This is a genomic window from Pseudogracilibacillus sp. ICA-222130 (genome assembly GCF_037892545.1).
GTDB lineage: Bacteria > Bacillota > Bacilli > Bacillales > Amphibacillaceae > Pseudogracilibacillus.
Genome location: NZ_JBBKBG010000002.1, coordinates 25,082 through 41,854 on the forward strand (window position 1 = coordinate 25,082; position 16,773 = coordinate 41,854).

14 protein-coding genes and 13 tRNA genes are annotated in these 16,773 nt (G+C 35.1%); 25 read left to right on the forward strand and 2 right to left on the reverse strand.

Annotated features, from left to right (window positions below; translation table 11 throughout):
- Positions 1–34: 34 nt before the first annotated feature.
- Positions 35–1,234, reverse strand: coding sequence for a multidrug effflux MFS transporter (locus WKT09_RS01470; RefSeq protein ID WP_340414540.1), 1,200 nt, complete (start codon positions 1,232–1,234; stop codon positions 35–37).
- Between the two features lie 171 nt (positions 1,235–1,405).
- On the opposite strand from WKT09_RS01470, the gene WKT09_RS01475 reads away from it, so the two are divergent.
- From WKT09_RS01475 to solA, 20 genes are all read left to right on the forward strand, one after another.
- Positions 1,406–1,702, forward strand: coding sequence for a hypothetical protein (locus WKT09_RS01475; RefSeq protein ID WP_340414333.1), 297 nt, complete (start codon positions 1,406–1,408; stop codon positions 1,700–1,702).
- Positions 1,703–2,372: 670 nt separating this feature from the next.
- Positions 2,373–3,716, forward strand: coding sequence for a cyclic 2,3-diphosphoglycerate synthase (locus tag WKT09_RS01480; RefSeq protein WP_340414334.1), 1,344 nt, complete (start codon positions 2,373–2,375; stop codon positions 3,714–3,716).
- A 409-nt stretch (positions 3,717–4,125) separates the two neighbouring features.
- Positions 4,126–5,037, forward strand: a complete 912-nt coding sequence (locus tag WKT09_RS01485) for a chemotaxis protein (RefSeq protein WP_340414335.1) — start codon at positions 4,126–4,128, stop codon at positions 5,035–5,037.
- 400 nt (positions 5,038–5,437) lie between these two features.
- Positions 5,438–5,512: transfer RNA gene (locus tag WKT09_RS01490), tRNA-Asn, on the forward strand.
- Positions 5,513–5,515: 3 nt separating this feature from the next.
- Positions 5,516–5,606, forward strand: a tRNA-Ser gene (locus tag WKT09_RS01495).
- A gap of 19 nt (positions 5,607–5,625) precedes the next feature.
- Positions 5,626–5,700: transfer RNA gene (locus tag WKT09_RS01500), tRNA-Glu, on the forward strand.
- Between the two features lie 26 nt (positions 5,701–5,726).
- Positions 5,727–5,802, forward strand: a tRNA-Val gene (locus WKT09_RS01505).
- A gap of 94 nt (positions 5,803–5,896) precedes the next feature.
- Positions 5,897–5,973, forward strand: a tRNA-Met gene (locus tag WKT09_RS01510).
- An 88-nt stretch (positions 5,974–6,061) separates the two neighbouring features.
- Positions 6,062–6,138, forward strand: a tRNA-Asp gene (locus tag WKT09_RS01515).
- 11 nt (positions 6,139–6,149) lie between these two features.
- Positions 6,150–6,225, forward strand: a tRNA-Phe gene (locus WKT09_RS01520).
- A gap of 22 nt (positions 6,226–6,247) precedes the next feature.
- Positions 6,248–6,332, forward strand: a tRNA-Tyr gene (locus tag WKT09_RS01525).
- A gap of 12 nt (positions 6,333–6,344) precedes the next feature.
- A tRNA-Trp gene (locus tag WKT09_RS01530) sits at positions 6,345–6,418 on the forward strand.
- Between the two features lie 26 nt (positions 6,419–6,444).
- A tRNA-His gene (locus WKT09_RS01535) sits at positions 6,445–6,517 on the forward strand.
- A 14-nt stretch (positions 6,518–6,531) separates the two neighbouring features.
- Positions 6,532–6,603 (forward strand) — tRNA-Gln (locus WKT09_RS01540).
- A gap of 7 nt (positions 6,604–6,610) precedes the next feature.
- Positions 6,611–6,682: transfer RNA gene (locus WKT09_RS01545), tRNA-Gly, on the forward strand.
- 11 nt (positions 6,683–6,693) lie between these two features.
- Positions 6,694–6,767 (forward strand) — tRNA-Cys (locus WKT09_RS01550).
- Positions 6,768–7,329: 562 nt separating this feature from the next.
- A complete protein-coding gene (locus tag WKT09_RS01555) occupies positions 7,330–7,656 on the forward strand; it encodes a hypothetical protein (RefSeq protein ID WP_340414336.1) in 327 nt (108 codons plus the stop codon).
- Positions 7,657–7,666: 10 nt separating this feature from the next.
- A complete protein-coding gene (locus WKT09_RS01560; protein WP_340414337.1) occupies positions 7,667–7,987 on the forward strand; it encodes a ComEA family DNA-binding protein in 321 nt (106 codons plus the stop codon).
- 129 nt (positions 7,988–8,116) lie between these two features.
- On the forward strand, positions 8,117–8,761 hold the full coding sequence (locus WKT09_RS01565) for a YczE/YyaS/YitT family protein (RefSeq protein ID WP_340414338.1): 645 nt from the start codon (positions 8,117–8,119) through the stop codon (positions 8,759–8,761).
- Between the two features lie 10 nt (positions 8,762–8,771).
- Positions 8,772–9,923 (forward strand): N-methyl-L-tryptophan oxidase, encoded by a 1,152-nt coding sequence (gene solA, locus WKT09_RS01570; RefSeq protein ID WP_340414339.1) that lies wholly within the window; start codon positions 8,772–8,774, stop codon positions 9,921–9,923.
- A gap of 84 nt (positions 9,924–10,007) precedes the next feature.
- Here solA and WKT09_RS01575 read toward each other — a convergent pair whose 3' ends face one another.
- Positions 10,008–11,129, reverse strand: a complete 1,122-nt coding sequence (locus WKT09_RS01575; protein WP_340414340.1) for an NAD(P)/FAD-dependent oxidoreductase — start codon at positions 11,127–11,129, stop codon at positions 10,008–10,010.
- Between the two features lie 150 nt (positions 11,130–11,279).
- Between WKT09_RS01575 and WKT09_RS01580 the strand changes: the two genes are divergently transcribed.
- The 5 genes from WKT09_RS01580 (at position 11,280) to WKT09_RS01600 (ending at position 16,678) form a co-directional block, all read left to right on the forward strand.
- Positions 11,280–12,203 (forward strand): manganese-dependent inorganic pyrophosphatase, encoded by a 924-nt coding sequence (locus WKT09_RS01580; RefSeq protein WP_340414341.1) that lies wholly within the window; start codon positions 11,280–11,282, stop codon positions 12,201–12,203.
- A gap of 153 nt (positions 12,204–12,356) precedes the next feature.
- On the forward strand, positions 12,357–12,626 hold the full coding sequence (locus WKT09_RS01585; RefSeq protein ID WP_340414342.1) for a DUF485 domain-containing protein: 270 nt from the start codon (positions 12,357–12,359) through the stop codon (positions 12,624–12,626).
- Entirely contained in the window at positions 12,623–14,161 is a 1,539-nt protein-coding gene (locus WKT09_RS01590) for a solute symporter family protein (protein WP_340414343.1), read from the forward strand. Before WKT09_RS01585 ends, WKT09_RS01590 begins: the two co-directional genes overlap by 4 nt.
- Positions 14,158–15,960, forward strand: coding sequence for a LytS/YhcK type 5TM receptor domain-containing protein (locus WKT09_RS01595; RefSeq protein WP_340414344.1), 1,803 nt, complete (start codon positions 14,158–14,160; stop codon positions 15,958–15,960). Before WKT09_RS01590 ends, WKT09_RS01595 begins: the two co-directional genes overlap by 4 nt.
- Complete coding sequence (locus WKT09_RS01600) at positions 15,929–16,678, forward strand: LytR/AlgR family response regulator transcription factor (RefSeq protein WP_340414345.1); 750 nt, start codon at positions 15,929–15,931, stop codon at positions 16,676–16,678. The genes WKT09_RS01595 and WKT09_RS01600 overlap by 32 nt, the downstream gene beginning before the upstream one ends.
- Positions 16,679–16,773 lie beyond the last annotated feature (95 nt).

Here is a 16,773-nt window from a genome sequence, read left to right on the forward strand (position 1 = left end):
ATTACGTTCTTTTCGAGAACGTAATCGTTTTTCGTTATTTAGCTGATGCTACTTTGTTTTTCACGAACAACAAAAATATGATTAGTGCACATAAACTACAGCAAAATATGATGAGTCCCATTGGAATCATATTGTTTTCACCAAGTATTCCAGTAAGTGGGGAAACAAGTGCTCCTCCTGCAAATGGTAAAATACCTAAAAATGCTGAAGCACTTCCAGCAATATGACCTTGACGGTTCATTGCGAGTGAAAAACTCGTCGTATTAATAAGTCCGACGACAGATACGACTGTAAATAATGCTATAATCATAACGCTTATATGTAATTCAAAAAATACGACAAATAAAAGTAATATACCACCAAAAAATGCAATGAGAATAGCAGTAAACATAATCGTTTCTTCTTTTACTTTCATTACAATTCGTCCAGCAATTTGGGCGAATATAATAATACCGAAGCCATTTAAAGCGAATATAAAGGAATATTGTTGCGGTGATACACCATAAATTTCTTGTAAAACGAATGGAGATGCTGCGATATAAGCGAACATTCCCATGGAAATAAATGCTTGGGAGAACGCAATTCCAACAAATTTACGGTCACGAAATAATTGTCCGAATGATTTAATTGCTATAAATGCATCACCTTGAAGTCGATCTTCCTCTTCCAATGTTTCTGGTAATAGAAATAAGATAGATAAGAATAATAACACACCAATACCTGCTAAAACATAGAAAACTGCTTGCCAACTTATCCACTTTAATATAATTCCACCAAATACTGGTGATAATATTGGTGCTACACCCATTACTATGGCAAGTAGGGACATAAATTTTGTTAATTCTTTCCCACTATATAAATCTCTCGCAGCAGCTCGGGCAATCACAATTCCTGCCGCACCTGTAAATCCTTGTAAAAATCGTCCAATAATGAAAAGAAATATATGATTACTTAATGCACATAAAATAGAAAATATGATATAAAAAAGAATCGTAATGATTAAAGGTTTTCTACGACCTTTCATATCACTTAATGGTCCGAAAAAAATTTGTCCAAGCGCTAAGCCTAATAAACATGTTGTAATACTAAGTTGCGTCAAAGAAGCTGTCGTTTCTAAATTATTTGCTACTGTTGGTAATGCAGGTAAATACATATCCATCGATAAAGGACCTAAAGCTGTTAACGAACCTAAAATAAATACGAAAACAATAGTCGGTGTTCGTTGTAGGTTCATTTTATTTGTTTGGGCTAATGGAGCCAAATAATCCCTCCTCTCATACAGATGCAGTATATTATATCATATATTATTACCTAATTAAGAAAATTGAATTGCTATTTGCATTATCTTGCATAGTAAAGCTACAATTATATAAAGATACTATTTAATGTAGAAAGGAGATTTATTATGAAAATAGTAGAAACGAAGCATCATATAGGTGATGAGAAAAAACATGCACTTCGAATTTTGAATGAAGACAAATTTGATACGATTCATCTTCATTTGAAAAAAGGGGAAACATTAACAAAACACCACGCGAAATGTGATGTTCTTATTATCGTACGAACTGGAAAAGTCGTTTTCTATTTTGATCAAGAGAAAGTAACATTAACAAATGAGGAAGTACTTCATATGGACCCTTATGAAGACCATAGTGTAGAAGCAATAGAAGAAACAGATTTTTTAATCGTAAAAGTAAAGTAAAAAATGGAGCAAGTATGGATCGAAAATACGTTTTGATACAAGTACATTATGGTTCGATTTAAATATATAATGTATGCATTACATATCCCCTTGCCTTAATAAGGAAGTAATTTGCTTCCTTCATAGGTTTTGGGGACTGTTATGAATGTTTCGTAACCGCTTTTTTGCTATCTTTCCTTCACTTGAAAATTTTTAAAATCCATTGTGAAAATCGAACGTTTTGGCTTTCTTTCCAATCAAAAGCATGTTTTCCATTTCCTATTCAACAAGGGGAGCTAGAAGCATTTCGTGTGCATTGCCATTTAAGTTATAAGGGAAAGTTTTTTCGTTATTCATTTTATGACGATAAGTTTTTAAATATTTAAATTCATTATTTCTTCTTACTCGACAGGAACAATTCCATGTTGTTTTTACATTAACTCAAGCCTACCTAAAGATGATCCTTGCATATTTTATCCAACATAATGTACGTTTTTATGGTCCAAATGTATAAAAATAAGTAAATCTTTCATTGTCATTCTATTTTGGAAATACAGACTTTTTATTGAAAGTACAAGAATGTAAGGGGTTTAAGAAATTAATTTAAAAATTTAAAAGAAAATAGTAGTATTTTTATGCAATATTATGTATAATAATATATAGAATTTCAAAAGAGATAGGGGACCTTAACGTGAATAAAAAAAATATTATCATTATTGGAGCTGCGGGAAGAGATTTCCATAACTTTAATACATATTATCGTAATAAAGAAGAATACAATGTAGTAGCATTTACAGCTGCACAAATTCCAGATATAGATGGAAGGAAATATCCTACAGAATTAGCAGGAGAATTATATCCTGAAGGAATTCCGATTTTTCCTCAAGAAGATTTGCCAAAATTAATTGAAGAATTAGACGTTGATGAATGTGTCTTTTCATATAGTGATTTAAATTATCAAGACGTCATGTCTATCGGTGCGATTGTAAACTCAGCTGGGGCGAGTTTTACATTATTAGGGCCAAAACATACGATGATTGATAGTAAGAAACCAGTTATTTCTGTAGCGGCAGTACGTACTGGAACTGGAAAAAGTCAAACATCTCGTAAGGTGATTGAAATTTTATTGGAAAAAGGTTTAAAAGTCGTAGCAATTCGCCACCCGATGCCATATGGGGATTTAGCAAAACAAAAAGTACAACGTTTTGCAACGGTTGAAGACTTAAAGAAACATAAATGTACGATTGAAGAAATGGAAGAATATGAGCCACATGTTATTCGTGGGAACATTATTTATGCTGGTGTTGACTATGAGGCAATTTTACGTGCAGCAGAAGAAGATCCAGATGGATGTGACGTTATTTTATGGGATGGTGGAAATAATGATTATTCATTCTATACGCCGGACCTTGCGATTAATGTTTTAGATCCACACCGTGCTGGACATGAATTATCTTACTATCCTGGAGAGGTATGTTTTAGAACGGCGGATGTAAGTATTATTAACAAAATTGATAGTGCGGATCAGCAATCTATTGATATTGTAGAAAATAATATTAAAACGCATGTACCGAACAGCCAAATTATTAAAGCTGAATCAACGATTTCCATCGACAATCCAGAGTTAATCAAAGGAAAAAGAGTATTGATCGTTGAAGATGGTCCAACATTAACACATGGAGAAATGAAAATTGGAGCTGGATCTGTTGCGGCTGAAAGATATGGCGCCACTGAAATTGTAGATCCAAGACCATATGGTGTCGGTTCATTAATTGATACATTTAAAAAGTATCCTCATATCGATACAGTTTTACCTGCAATGGGATATGGAGAACAACAATTAAAAGATTTAGAAGCGACAATTAATAATGCTGATTGTGATGCGGTCATTATCGGTACACCGATGGATTTAAATAGAGTTATTGATATTAAAAAGCCAACAACAAGAGTGTACTATGATTTAGACGAAGTAACGACACCGAACTTACAAAATATTTTAGATGAGTTCGTTGAAAAACATAATTTAGTAAAATAACTATATACAAAAGGACGAATGTGAAAAGCGCATTCGTCCTTTTACTTGCATGAAAATATCATTCCAGTATACAATGAGTTCCTCGTTCCAAAAATTGAAACGTTAAAAAGTATCCACGTTATTCACAAAATGATCCCCATTTCACGCTCATCCACAAGGGGATTTTACTTTAAAGAAGATCATCCACAAGCATTTTTTGATAACATACAAAAAAACATCTATTTATGCACAAAACTTTACACAGTTGGTGAAAAATTGTGGACGAACAGTTTTTATCCACATAACAGATAAAAATTACTTTCATATTTAAAAATATCTTTAATACCCCATCTTTATATTGAGTTATTACTTCTTTCTGTTATAATTGTAATAGTACTTTAGTAGTGTTAAAAGGTAGGAGGGCGTAACGATGAGCTCATCACAAACGAATATTTTATTAGAAAGTGGTACAAATGAACTTGAAGTAGTAATGTTTGAAGTTGGTGTGAATGTCTTTGGAATCAATGTATTGAAAGTAAGAGAGATTATAAATGCTGTACAAGTAACACCAATACCTAATTCACATCCGGATGTAGAAGGAATTATACGATTACGTGAAGAAGTGTTGCCAGTCGTTGATTTAGCAAAAGTATTGGGAATCCAACAATCAGAGGATCCGAAAATGGATAAATTTATTATTGCTGAATTAAACCAGGTGAAGATTGCTTTTCGTGTACACCATGTTTCAAGAATTTACCGCATTTCTTGGGAACAAATTGAAAAGCCAACAGATTTATCTGCTGGTAACCAAGCATACGCCATTGGGATTATTAAATTAGAAGAACAAATGTCTATTTTATTGGATTTTGAAAAAATTGTTGTCGAAATCGATCCTAACTCTGGAGTGAATATTGAACAAATAAAAGAATTAGGACCACGTGAACGTTCTACAAAGAAAATTATGATTGCGGAAGACTCAGCGATTTTACGTCAATTATTAAAAGATACTTTGACAGAAGCGGGGTATGGAAATTTAAAATTTTTTGAAAATGGTAAGGAAGCCTGGGAGTATTTAGAGGCAGCAACTAAAAATGAATCATTTACATTAGAGGATGAAGTGAATTTATTGATTTCAGATATTGAAATGCCGCAAATGGATGGACATCATTTAACAGATAAAGTGAAAAAAAACGAACATTTAAATACGTTACCTATTATCATTTTCTCTTCTTTAATTACACGTGATCTCTTTCATAAGGGAGAGTCTGTAGGTGCGGATGCACAAGTAAGTAAACCAGAAATAATCACTTTAGTTGAAAAAATAGATCAGTTGATATTATAATAAATAGGCATCTGCTGGAGAGGATTCTAGTTGGTGCCTCAACAATATTGTATAAAGCGTGTAAATATACAGTTTTTAAAAAACATTTTACATTTTGCTTGCATTATTTTTATAAAGAGATATAATATAAGTTGTCGCTAAAATAAGTGGCAAACGAAGTGAAAGTGAAAAAAGTTGCAATTTGTAAAAAACATAGTATAATAAAAAAGGTGTAAGCGAATAAAGATTCACTTCCACTTATAAATATACTGAAAAGTTATTGATACATATTCCACAGTAGCTCAGTGGTAGAGCATTAAATGTTTGAAAAACATTTAAACTGCGCCGAGGACCGATAGGACCGGAGGCGACCACATGAAGATTACATAGGAACAAACGGGTATCAATATAACAATCATATTCCACAGTAGCTCAGTGGTAGAGCAATCGGCTGTTAACCGATCGGTCGTAGGTTCGAACCCTACCTGTGGAGCCATTCGGAGAGCTGTCCGAGTTGGTCGAAGGAGCATGATTGGAAATCATGTAAACCGGTCACGGTTTCAAGGGTTCAAATCCCTTGCTCTCCGCCAGAATACCTTTTTATATCATGGCCCCTTGGTCAAGTGGTTAAGACATCGCCCTTTCACGGCGGTAACACGGGTTCGAATCCCGTAGGGGTCACCATTTATTTTAAAAGACTTTACATACATGGAGGATTAGCTCAGCTGGGAGAGCACTTGCCTTACAAGCAAGGGGTCGCAGGTTCGAGCCCTGCATCCTCCACCATTTCCCTAAAGTTTTGCTTTATTATTGGATGGAGTACGATAGTACGACGATACCACCAAACACATAACGAGCAAAAAAACATATTTTATTATATCGCGGGGTGGAGCAGTCTGGCAGCTCGTTGGGCTCATAACCCAAAGGTCGCAAGTTCAAATCTTGCCCCCGCAACCAAAATATTTCTAAAATGAATGATGATTCATTTGACTAAATACATAATAAATGATAAATTATTACATGGTATTTCGATTAGATACATTGTGGTCCGGTAGTTCAGTTGGTTAGAATGCCAGCCTGTCACGCTGGAGGTCGCGGGTTCGAGTCCCGTCCGGATCGCCATATAAAAAAACGGCTCAGTAGCTCAGTCGGTAGAGCAAAGGACTGAAAATCCTTGTGTCGGCGGTTCGATTCCGTCCTGAGCCACCATTTATATTTCATGTAATCATTCGGAGGGGTAGCGAAGTGGCTAAACGCGGCGGACTGTAAATCCGCTCCCATCGGGTTCGGCAGTTCGAATCTGCCCCCCTCCACCATTTCTCTAATATAGGGGTATAGTTTAATGGTAAAACGAAGGTCTCCAAAACCTTTGATGTGGGTTCGATTCCTACTACCCCTGCCAATAGCAATACCTAATGATATATGATGGCGGTCGTGGCGAAGTGGTTAACGCACCGGATTGTGGCTCCGGCACGCGTGGGTTCAAATCCCACCGGTCGCCCCTTTTTTATACATTGGGCTATAGCCAAGCGGTAAGGCAACGGATTTTGGTTCCGTCATTCCTAGGTTCGAATCCTAGTAGCCCAGCTTGCTTGCGGAAGTAGTTCAGTGGTAGAATATCTCCTTGCCAAGGAGAGGGTCGCGGGTTCGAATCCCGTCTTCCGCTTATAATTTTATGGCGGCATAGCCAAGTGGTAAGGCCGAGGTCTGCAAAACCTCTATCATCGGTTCAAATCCGGTTGCCGCCTCCAAACATTTTATTTAGGCGGACTTTATAACTTATACATATACTACGTCTTAACGAGAATGACTCGTTAAGGCGTTTTTTTATATCTAAATTTCGGCTCTACAATATTGGATGTTGATGAAGAAATTAACTGGCACTTTATACACAAGAATAGAAAACAAGTGAATTTACCTTTAGAATGAAAGGCCTCCGAAATCAAATCCAGGAGGATAACGGCATAACGTAATTATGCTATTAGTAGGTAGCCTACGGTAAGGTGGTAGGGATTATAATAGGAGGAGAGGGCAGACAAACAGATTATCAAGTCGTTCGAAAAATAAGGGATTTAGTAAATACAATATATGCAGTCATAATTGATAATTTTATATGTAATTTTTATCGTCTCTACTAGCAAAAAAAGTAACACATAAAATGACAATTTAAAAAAGAAGATGCAGCGGAATTTGTTGAAAGTGTGGTAGATGAGTATACAAGTATCGTGCAACAACAAGTGTATGAGAAATTAATGGCGAGAGCTGGACAGGAAGGGTTAGTTTGCTTTTTTTACATAGAGGAGGAAAATATTTTTGCTAAAAGACAGAGATTTTATTACAAGACTATCAAATTATTTACGAGCGAGATTTGCTTTTTTATCCATCTCTACTTGGGAGGAATCAAGAGTAATATCAGATATTAGACGAATATGTGAAGATGAAAACATCATAAAGACGAAACGTAATTTATATACATGGAGTGTAACAGATGGGTTAGTATCTGAAACTGGAAAAAGTAATGCTCGTTTAAGAAAATCGAATGATAGAGAAGCGAGAAAAAAATACTCAAATGGCGCATCAAGGGCAATATGTGACAAACATAGGCTCATATTCAGATGGAAATGTAAGCCTGGAAAATGAACTGAACAAGATGGAGCCAAGTAGTAAACGGGCAAATGAGCCGAAAGAGATAAAGAAAATCAATATAAATAAAGCAAATGAAGAAGAAATTGCGCAATTACCTTCTATTCCACTATTTTTAGCGAAGAAGATTATTAAGAAACGTGAGGAAGAGGGACCGTTTACATCTATTAAACATTTAGCGACGACCACAAACATAAAACCCCATATTTTAATGCGTTCTAAATCTTATATCGTATTTGCTGATGAGGATTTGATAGATTTAGAGGATGATGGAAAAGAAGTGGTGAATAAAAAATCGAATAGCAAAGGTAGAATAGTAGACTTTTAATATAGATTTTCACATCTGAACAGTATTTGCATGTAATAACATGAAATACTGTTCTTTTTTTGTTGTGCTATAATGAAAGTGATAAAATCTATATGAATAGTTAGTAAAAATAAGAGAGAAGTGGTCAGTTTGATTTATATTCGTATTTGTACGTATGTAATCGGGCTATTCATTTTTAGTTTTGGGATTACATTATCGATTCAAATGCAATATTTAGGGATTCATCCATGGGATGTCTTATCTGTTGGTCTATTTGAAAAACTAGGGTTAACGATTGGTTCTTGGAATATTATTATTGGTTTTTTTCTAATATTCGTTGCATTTATTTTAGATAAATCATATATAAAATTTGGGACGTTTACAAATGCCATATTAGTTGGAGTATTCGTCGACTTTTATATGTGGACAGGATTATTACCTGTTCCAACAAATACTATGTTTGATATTTGTGTGATGTTGATAGGGATTGTTTTAATGGGCTTTGGTGGTGGCCTTTATAATGCAGCACAAATTGGGGCAGGTCCACGTGATGGCTTTATGTTATCTATTGCTGATAAGGTTGGTATGTCGATAGGGAAGGTTCGAATTATGACAGAATGTTCGGTTTTAGTTATTGGATTTTTAATTGGTGGACCAATTTTTATTTTCACATTTATTTTTACCTTCATTCAAAGCCCTATTTTTCAATATTCATACGAATACTTTAATCAATTTTTAGGAAAAGTGGAAGTGCGTGTTTCAGGGGAAAAAGCGCACGTATATAAAAACTTGTAGGGGGAACATGATGGAACAAACGAATGTATTTGATATTGCAATTATCGGAGCAGGTTCTGTAGGAATGGCTGCAGGTGCATATGCAGCAAAGGAAAATGTAAAGACGTTACTTATTGATGCATATGATCCACCACATATGAAAGGAAGTCACCATGGGGATACTAGAATGATTCGCCAAGCATATGGGGAAGGGCGAGACTATGTGCGGCTTGCTAAACGGGCTCAATTTTTATGGGAACAATTAGCGAAAGAGTCTGGAGAAACGATATTGGAAAAGGTCGGTGTGGTTGGAGTAGGTCCAAAGCAATCTGCTTTTGTTCGAGAAAGTATCGCATCTGCAAAAGAAAATGATTTACTTGTTGAAGTGTTAACAGGAGAGGAAATTAATAAGCGTTGGAAAGGATTTACAGTGCCAGACGATTATATTGGATATTATGAACCGGATACAGGGTTTATATATTGTGAGAAGGCGATGAAAGCATATAAGAACATGGCGATACATCATGGTGCAACATATCGACCGAATACAAAAGTAGAGAAGTTTTATCCAAATGAAGAAGGTTTCATTTATATAGAAACGAACTCAGAAACGTATATAGCGAAAAAGGTTATTGTAACAGCAGGGGCGTATGCAAAGCAATTACTCCAACATATTGATTTACCAATTGTACCAACACGAAAATGTTTTGCATTTTTTGAAGCGGAGGAGGAAATATATAGTAAAGAACATTTTCCATGTTTTTATATAGAAGATGAAACGGAAACATATGGGGCTTATGGATTCCCGAACATAAACGAAACAGGTTTAAAAATTGGGCGGGATGATGGTGGAATGCCGATGGATCCTGAGAAATTAACACAAGATTTTGGTACATATCCATCAGATGAAGCAGATTTACGTTATTTTTTAGAACGATTTATCCCTGGAGCAAACAATGCATTAAAAGAAGGAAAGACTTGTTTATATACGAATTCTGCTGATGAACATTTTATTATTGATGTCGATCCACAAAGTGAACATATATTTTATGCTTGTGGTTTTTCCGGACATGGCTTTAAATTTGCAAGTAGTATTGGGGAAGCATTAGTGAAAAGTGCGTTAGAAGGGAAATTACATGCAACATTAGACATGTTTCGCTTAGAACGTTTTACTGCACGATGATAAATAGAATGATATGAAACACGAATGGTAAAAATGTTTAAGTGATCATAGACATGTGTTCGACTTTTTACCATTCGTATTTTTTTATATTTTATCACATATGATGTCATCCACTTTGTAATTTGCTGGGTTCAAATCTAGTGGTTCACCTAGGGCCATTTTTGCCAATTGCGTGCCCATAAATGGTCCTGTATTTAAACCTGAAGCACCTAAACCCGTACCGATATAAATATTTTCATAATTAGGAATCGGTCCATACATTGGTGCGTGATTGAATGTCGTCGGACGGAAACCAACACGAATTTCATTGACATGACTAGTTGCTAATTGTGGTGCATAGGTTAATGCTTGGTCTAAAATATAGTGGACCCCAAAAGCAGTGCTTGTCGGTTGTAAATCATCTGTATTTTCTTGGGTTGCCCCGATGACGATTTTCCCGTCATCAAATGTAAGTAAATATTGATTATTAGGTGGTTTTACGACAGGGAAATGATTTGTATTACCTTCAGTGTATAAGTCGATAATTTGTCCTTTTTGTGGTCGAACATCGACACCTATCCCTGATTCTGCAAAAATTTCTTTCATCCATGCCCCGTTTACAACGATGATTTTATCAGCCGAAATTTCTTTCGTACCAACTTGTACCCCGATAAATTTCCTTCCATGTCGCATCAACGTTGCATGTCCTTTGATAAAAGTCGCACCATGTTTTATGCTTGCTGAAATAAGCGCATCACGTAATAGACGTCCATCTACTCTTGCTGCATGTTCTACATATAAAGCATAAAAATCTTTCTCTATATATGGGAAAAGCTCTTTCGTTTTTTCAGGTGAAAGGATATTCATTTCCCCGATTTGTGGCGTTTGTTTTCGGCGTTCTGTTCCAATTTGTACGAATGGTTCTAATGCTTCTTTTTGCTCGGCAAGACGAATAAGACCGACCTTTTTATAACCAGTATTTGTTTCTCCGTCTTTTGCGAGTTCAGGAATTAATGTATCGTAATATAAAGCTCCTTCTCTCGCTAAATGAAACCATGCTTTATTTCGGCGTTGCGTTAACCATGGACAAATGACACCAGCCGCGGCAGATGTTGCCCGTCCTTTTTTATGTGCATCGATAATTGTTACATCGACATTTTTACGGATAAGTTCATAAGCACAAGCGGCGCCTACGATTCCTCCACCGACGATAATTACTTTATTCATATAAACCCTCTTTTACTTTGATCTCATTTTATTTTATCATAAGTCATTCCATTACATCGAATAACTGTAAAAATAACGCTATATATTCATTATTTTGTAAAAATATGATAATCTAGAAGAGTAAATAATATAAAAATTAGGGGTATGAACATGGGAAAAATATTAGTGTTTGGTCATAAAAATCCGGATACAGATACAATTTGTTCAGCACTTGTATATGCGGATGTAAAAAGAGCATTAGGTGTAGATGCAGAAGCCGTTCGTTTAGGAAATGTAAACAAAGAAACGGAATATGTATTAAACTATGCAAAAGTAGAGGCACCACGCTTGATTGAGAAAGTAGAAGATGCAGAAGCGGTTATTTTAGTGGATCATAATGAATTCCAACAATCAGTCGATAATATTCGTGACGTGAAAATTGCAGAAGTAGTTGATCATCACCGCATCGCGAACTTTGAAACGCAAGATCCATTATATTTCCGTGCGGAGCCTGTTGGATGTACGGCGACGATTTTGTATAAAATTTTTAAAGAAAATAATGTAGAAATTTCTAAAACGAATGCATTATTGATGTTGTCGGCGATTGTATCTGATACGTTATTATTTAAATCACCAACATGTACGGAGGAAGATGTAAAAGTTGCAAAAGCATTAGAAGCAATTGCAGAGGTAGATGTAAATGTATATGGGTTAGACATGCTAAAAGCAGGAACAGATTTAAGTGATAAAACGGTAGAAGAATTACTTGAAATGGATGCAAAAGAGTTCACAATGGGATCAGCTAAAGTGGAGATAGCACAAGTAAACGCTGTGGACGTAGAAGCTGTTTACACGAAACAAGCGGAATTTGAAGCGGCAATTGAAAAGATTATCGAGGAGAAAGAGCTTGATTTATTTTTATTAGTCGTAACGGATATTTTAAATAGTAATTCTGAAGCATTAGCATTAGGGAATGCAAGCAAAAACGTGGAAGAAGCTTTCCAAGTACAACTTGCTGCAAATCGTGCATTATTAGAAGGTGTCGTGTCACGTAAGAAACAAATTGTGACAAAATTAGGAGCAACATTCCAATAAGGAATACGGTTTACATAAATGGACGATTATGTGGAGCATGGAATAAAATATAGATAAAAATATGATAAATAGGAAATCCGAACGATGGAAATATATATTCCCGTTCGGATTTTTAACAAAATTTCCAACCAACCATTTTGAGGAGGGAACTGTATGGAAAACTATGAAAAATGGCGTCATGCCCGAAAAAGTTTTCTCATTAAAGTAACGATTTTTGCGATTGTTTTTTATATGTTTTTACCAATTGCGTTAGGGTTCTTTCCAAACTTTATGAAACAAGCACCATTTGGAGTTATTACATATGCATGGATTTTCGCGTTTTTACAAATAGGAATGACATGGATCATTGGCACGTTGTACTGGTTTAAATGTCGAAAATTAGATGCGATGGTTCAGGAGATAAGACGGGAGGCAATAGAATGAACTTTACATATTTTTTGTTTTTCGTCTGTATCGTTATTTGTACGTTAATCATTACATATTGGGCTGCAAGAAGAAGTAAAACGACGATGCAATTTTATACTGCTGCTGGAAGTTTAACAGGTGTACAAAATGGTATGGCAATTGCAGGGGATTATATTAGTGCAGCATCATTTCTTGGCATTATCGGAGCAATTGCTCTGAATGGTTATGATGGGTTTTTATATTCTTTAGGATTTTTAGTTTCTTATTTAGTCGTTTTATTTTTTGTTGCGGAACCTGTTCATCATCTAGGGAAATATTCTTTAGGTGATGTTATTTGTGAGCGTTTTCCGAGTAAAAACATTCGAATTTTAATGGCTATAGGGTCATTTATTATTTCTATTTTTTACATGATTCCACAATTAGTTGCATCCGGTTTACTTTTACGTCTTTTGCTCGATTTAAACTATAGTACGTCTGTTTTAATTATTGGTAGTTTAATGACGGTGTATGTCGTTTTTGGTGGAATGATTGCGACCTCATGGGTACAAATTGTCAAAACGATATTATTAATGACGTCGACATTTTTACTATCGTTAATTGTGTTTTCTTATTACCGTTGGGATTTAATGACTTTAATAGAAGAAGTAAAATTAGGGACTCCACTTGGGGATCAATTTTTTATGCCAGGACATTTATTAGGAAGTCCATTAGAAATGATTTCCTTATATATCGCACTCGTTTTAGGAACAGCAGGGTTGCCACATATTTTAATTCGTTTTTATACGGTACAAAATGTACAAGAAGTTCGTAAATCTGTTTTAACGGCGAGCGGAATTATTGGTGTGTTTTATTTAATGACACTTGTTTTAGGTTTAGGAACTGCTGCTGTTGTTGGGTATGATACGTTAATTCAACAAGATTCTACAGGAAATTTAGCAGGACCATTATTAGCGAAAGCACTAGGCGGGGACTTTTTGTTAGCATTTGTTGCCGCTATTGCGTTTACGACAGTTGTAGCAGTTGTAGCAGGACTTGTAATTTCAGCAACGACAGCTTTTTCACATGATATATATCATCATATTATAAAAAAAGGAAAAACAACGGAAAAAGAGCAATTACGTGCGGCTCAATTATCTGCACTTGCTATTGGATTCGTTTCAACAATTTTTGCATTAGGCTTAAAAAATGTAAATGTAACATTTTTAGTGTCATTAACGTTTATTATTGCGGCATCGAGCAATTTGCCAGTTATTTTATTGACGATTTATTGGAAAAAGTTTAGTGAAGCTGGTGCAATTATTGGGATGATACTAGGGTTAGTTGCATCTATTACCTTATTAATCGTTGGCCCACATGCAATGAATGTAAATGACGGGTTATTTTTACGTGATCCTATCATTAATTTATATAATCCAGGTATTATTGCTATACCAATTGGATTTTTAGGAGCAATAGTCGGATCATACTTATTCCCTTCGAAGGAATTAGTAGATTATGAGGCTTTTTATATTAAGGCACAAACGGGGATAGATGTGAGGAGTGTAGATGAATGAAGGAATTGACGATTATTCTATTAGAACGAATTGGATTATTGTTAGTTATTGCATTCGTCTTAACACGAATTCCTAGTTTTAAAACGATGTTATATCGTGAATTCGACGCAAAAACAGTCATGCTTCATTCGTTTATATTTGGTGTTTTTGGGATTGTTAGTTCTCATTTTGGGTTAATTTTTAAAGATGGTGCGATTATTAATCGCGGAATAGTGACAGTCGTACAACCTGATGAAATGCTTATTAGTTTAAGTATTATTGCCATTGTTATCGCTGGTTTGTTAGGTGGACCACTTGTTGGATTAGGAGCAGGAATTATTGTTGGAATTCATTTAGGTTTTTTAGGTGGAATTGGTTGGGTAGCAAATGTGCTCATTAATCCATTAACAGGTTTATTAGCAGGGTTAACTGGTCGTTTTTTTTCTAAAGCTCGTGTTATTTCGCCGATTCAAGCGTTGTTTATTGGAGTCTTCCCACCTATTTTACAAATGCAATTATTATTAGTATTATATCCTCAAAATGAACAGATGATTCAGTTTGTGAATGTCATCGGATTACCACTTGTTTTGGCTAGTAGTATTGCGATTGCCGTCTTTACAGCGATGATTGGAATAGTTTTAGCGGAACAAGAAAATGAAGCAGCTCAAGCAACACGACAAGCATTGACCATTGCAGAAGAGGCTCTACCTTTTTTGCGGATGACATCAGCAAAAGAACGTGCGGAAGGACTTGCATCATTATTATATGACCGTTTAGATATTGCAGCGATATCTGTCATTGTAAAAGATGAACTATTAGCGTTTAAAGGAATTGGGGCAGACCACCATACATTAGGACCAGTTCAAAAAAAAGGACTATTATTAGAAGCGGTTGAATCAGATGAAGTAAAGGTCGCCTATCGTAAAGCTGACATCGACTGTCCAGAGCCATCTTGTCAGTTAGAAGCATGTATTATTATTCCAATTACCTCCACGAATGGTTCGAAAAGTATTATTCAATTTTATTTTACAAAATCGCAACATATTCGACCAGTTGAAATTGTATTGGCACAAGGATTAGGAAAATTAATTTCGAATCAATTGAAAGTGATTGCAAATGAAAACTTACGAAAAAATATTGTAGATGCAGAGTTACGTAATTTACAAGCACAAATAAATCCACATTTTTTATTTAATACGCTACATTTAATTGCGACATTATTTCGAATTGATCCACAAAAAGCACGAAATATTACTTTACAATTAGCTAGTTTTATGCGATTTAATTTAGGTATTACATCCGAATCGCTCATATCACTAGAAAGAGAGTGTGAACATGTTCGAGCATATATCGAGATTATTCAGACGCGATTTTCCAAGCAGTTACATATAAATTTCGAAGTAGATCCAACTGTCATGAATATTCAAATACCACCATCTACCATCCAACCACTTGTTGAAAATAGTATTCAACATGGGTTGAAAAACAAAGCATCTGGTGGGAAGATTGATGTAACAATTGAACGAGAAAAACATTATGTAAAAATTAGTGTGAAAGATAATGGGATTGGGTTCGATCCGAAAAAGTTAGACACTTTATATCAAAAAGGGAGAACGACAAGTCAAACAGATCAGATTGATCATGGTGGTGTAGGATTGTTTAATGTGAATCAAAGGCTAATAAGTTTATTGGGAGATGAGAGTAGTTTGCAATTTAAAAATTTACGTGAAGGTGGAAGTATTGTCTATTTTTATATTCCGAATAGTATTTCTGTAAGGAGGAACAACGATGAAATTGAACGTGATGATAGCAGAAGATGAGTATTTAGCAAGAGAAGAATTAATTTATTTATTAGAAAGAGAAGCAGATATTCATATTTTGCCAAGTGCAGCTACTGGAGAGGAATTACTAGATTTATATTTTGAACATCGACCAGATGTCCTTTTTTTAGATATTGAAATGCCTGGTCTATCTGGAGTAGAGGCGGCAAAACAAATATTAGATTCGACGAACGATGCTCCATATATTATTTTTACAACAGCATATGACGCATATGCGATAGATGCATTTTCGATGGAAGCGGTCGACTATTTATTGAAGCCATTTGATCAAGTGCGTTTGCAACAAGCATTAGAACGTGTTCGAAAACGTGTTGCAGAAAAATCCGCATCGACAAGATCAAGTTTCAAACAGGAACGTGTTACAACGACAAAATTATTAATTGATGATGGTGAAAAAATGATCGTTTTATCCCCAGAATCGATTTATTATGCTGTACCTTCGCAAAGAATGTTAGAAATTCATACAGAAAATGGTGTCATTGAAAGTAAAATGACCTTACAAGAATTAGAAAAAAAATTAGAAGGTTTTTCATTTTTTCGAACGCATCGTAGTTATTTAGTGAATTTAGATCATATATTAGAAATAACTCCTTGGTTTAATGGGGCTTATAACATTACATTGAAAGATAAACAAAAAACAACTGTGCCTGTCAGTCGCTCAGCAAGGAAGGCATTATTCGAAAAATTCAGTAATTAAATACATTTGACAATAAAATGTTACCATTTAGTCACAAATTTGTACCATTCACCCAAAACTACTGCAAATAACCTCCTTATTTGGTATCATGCTTT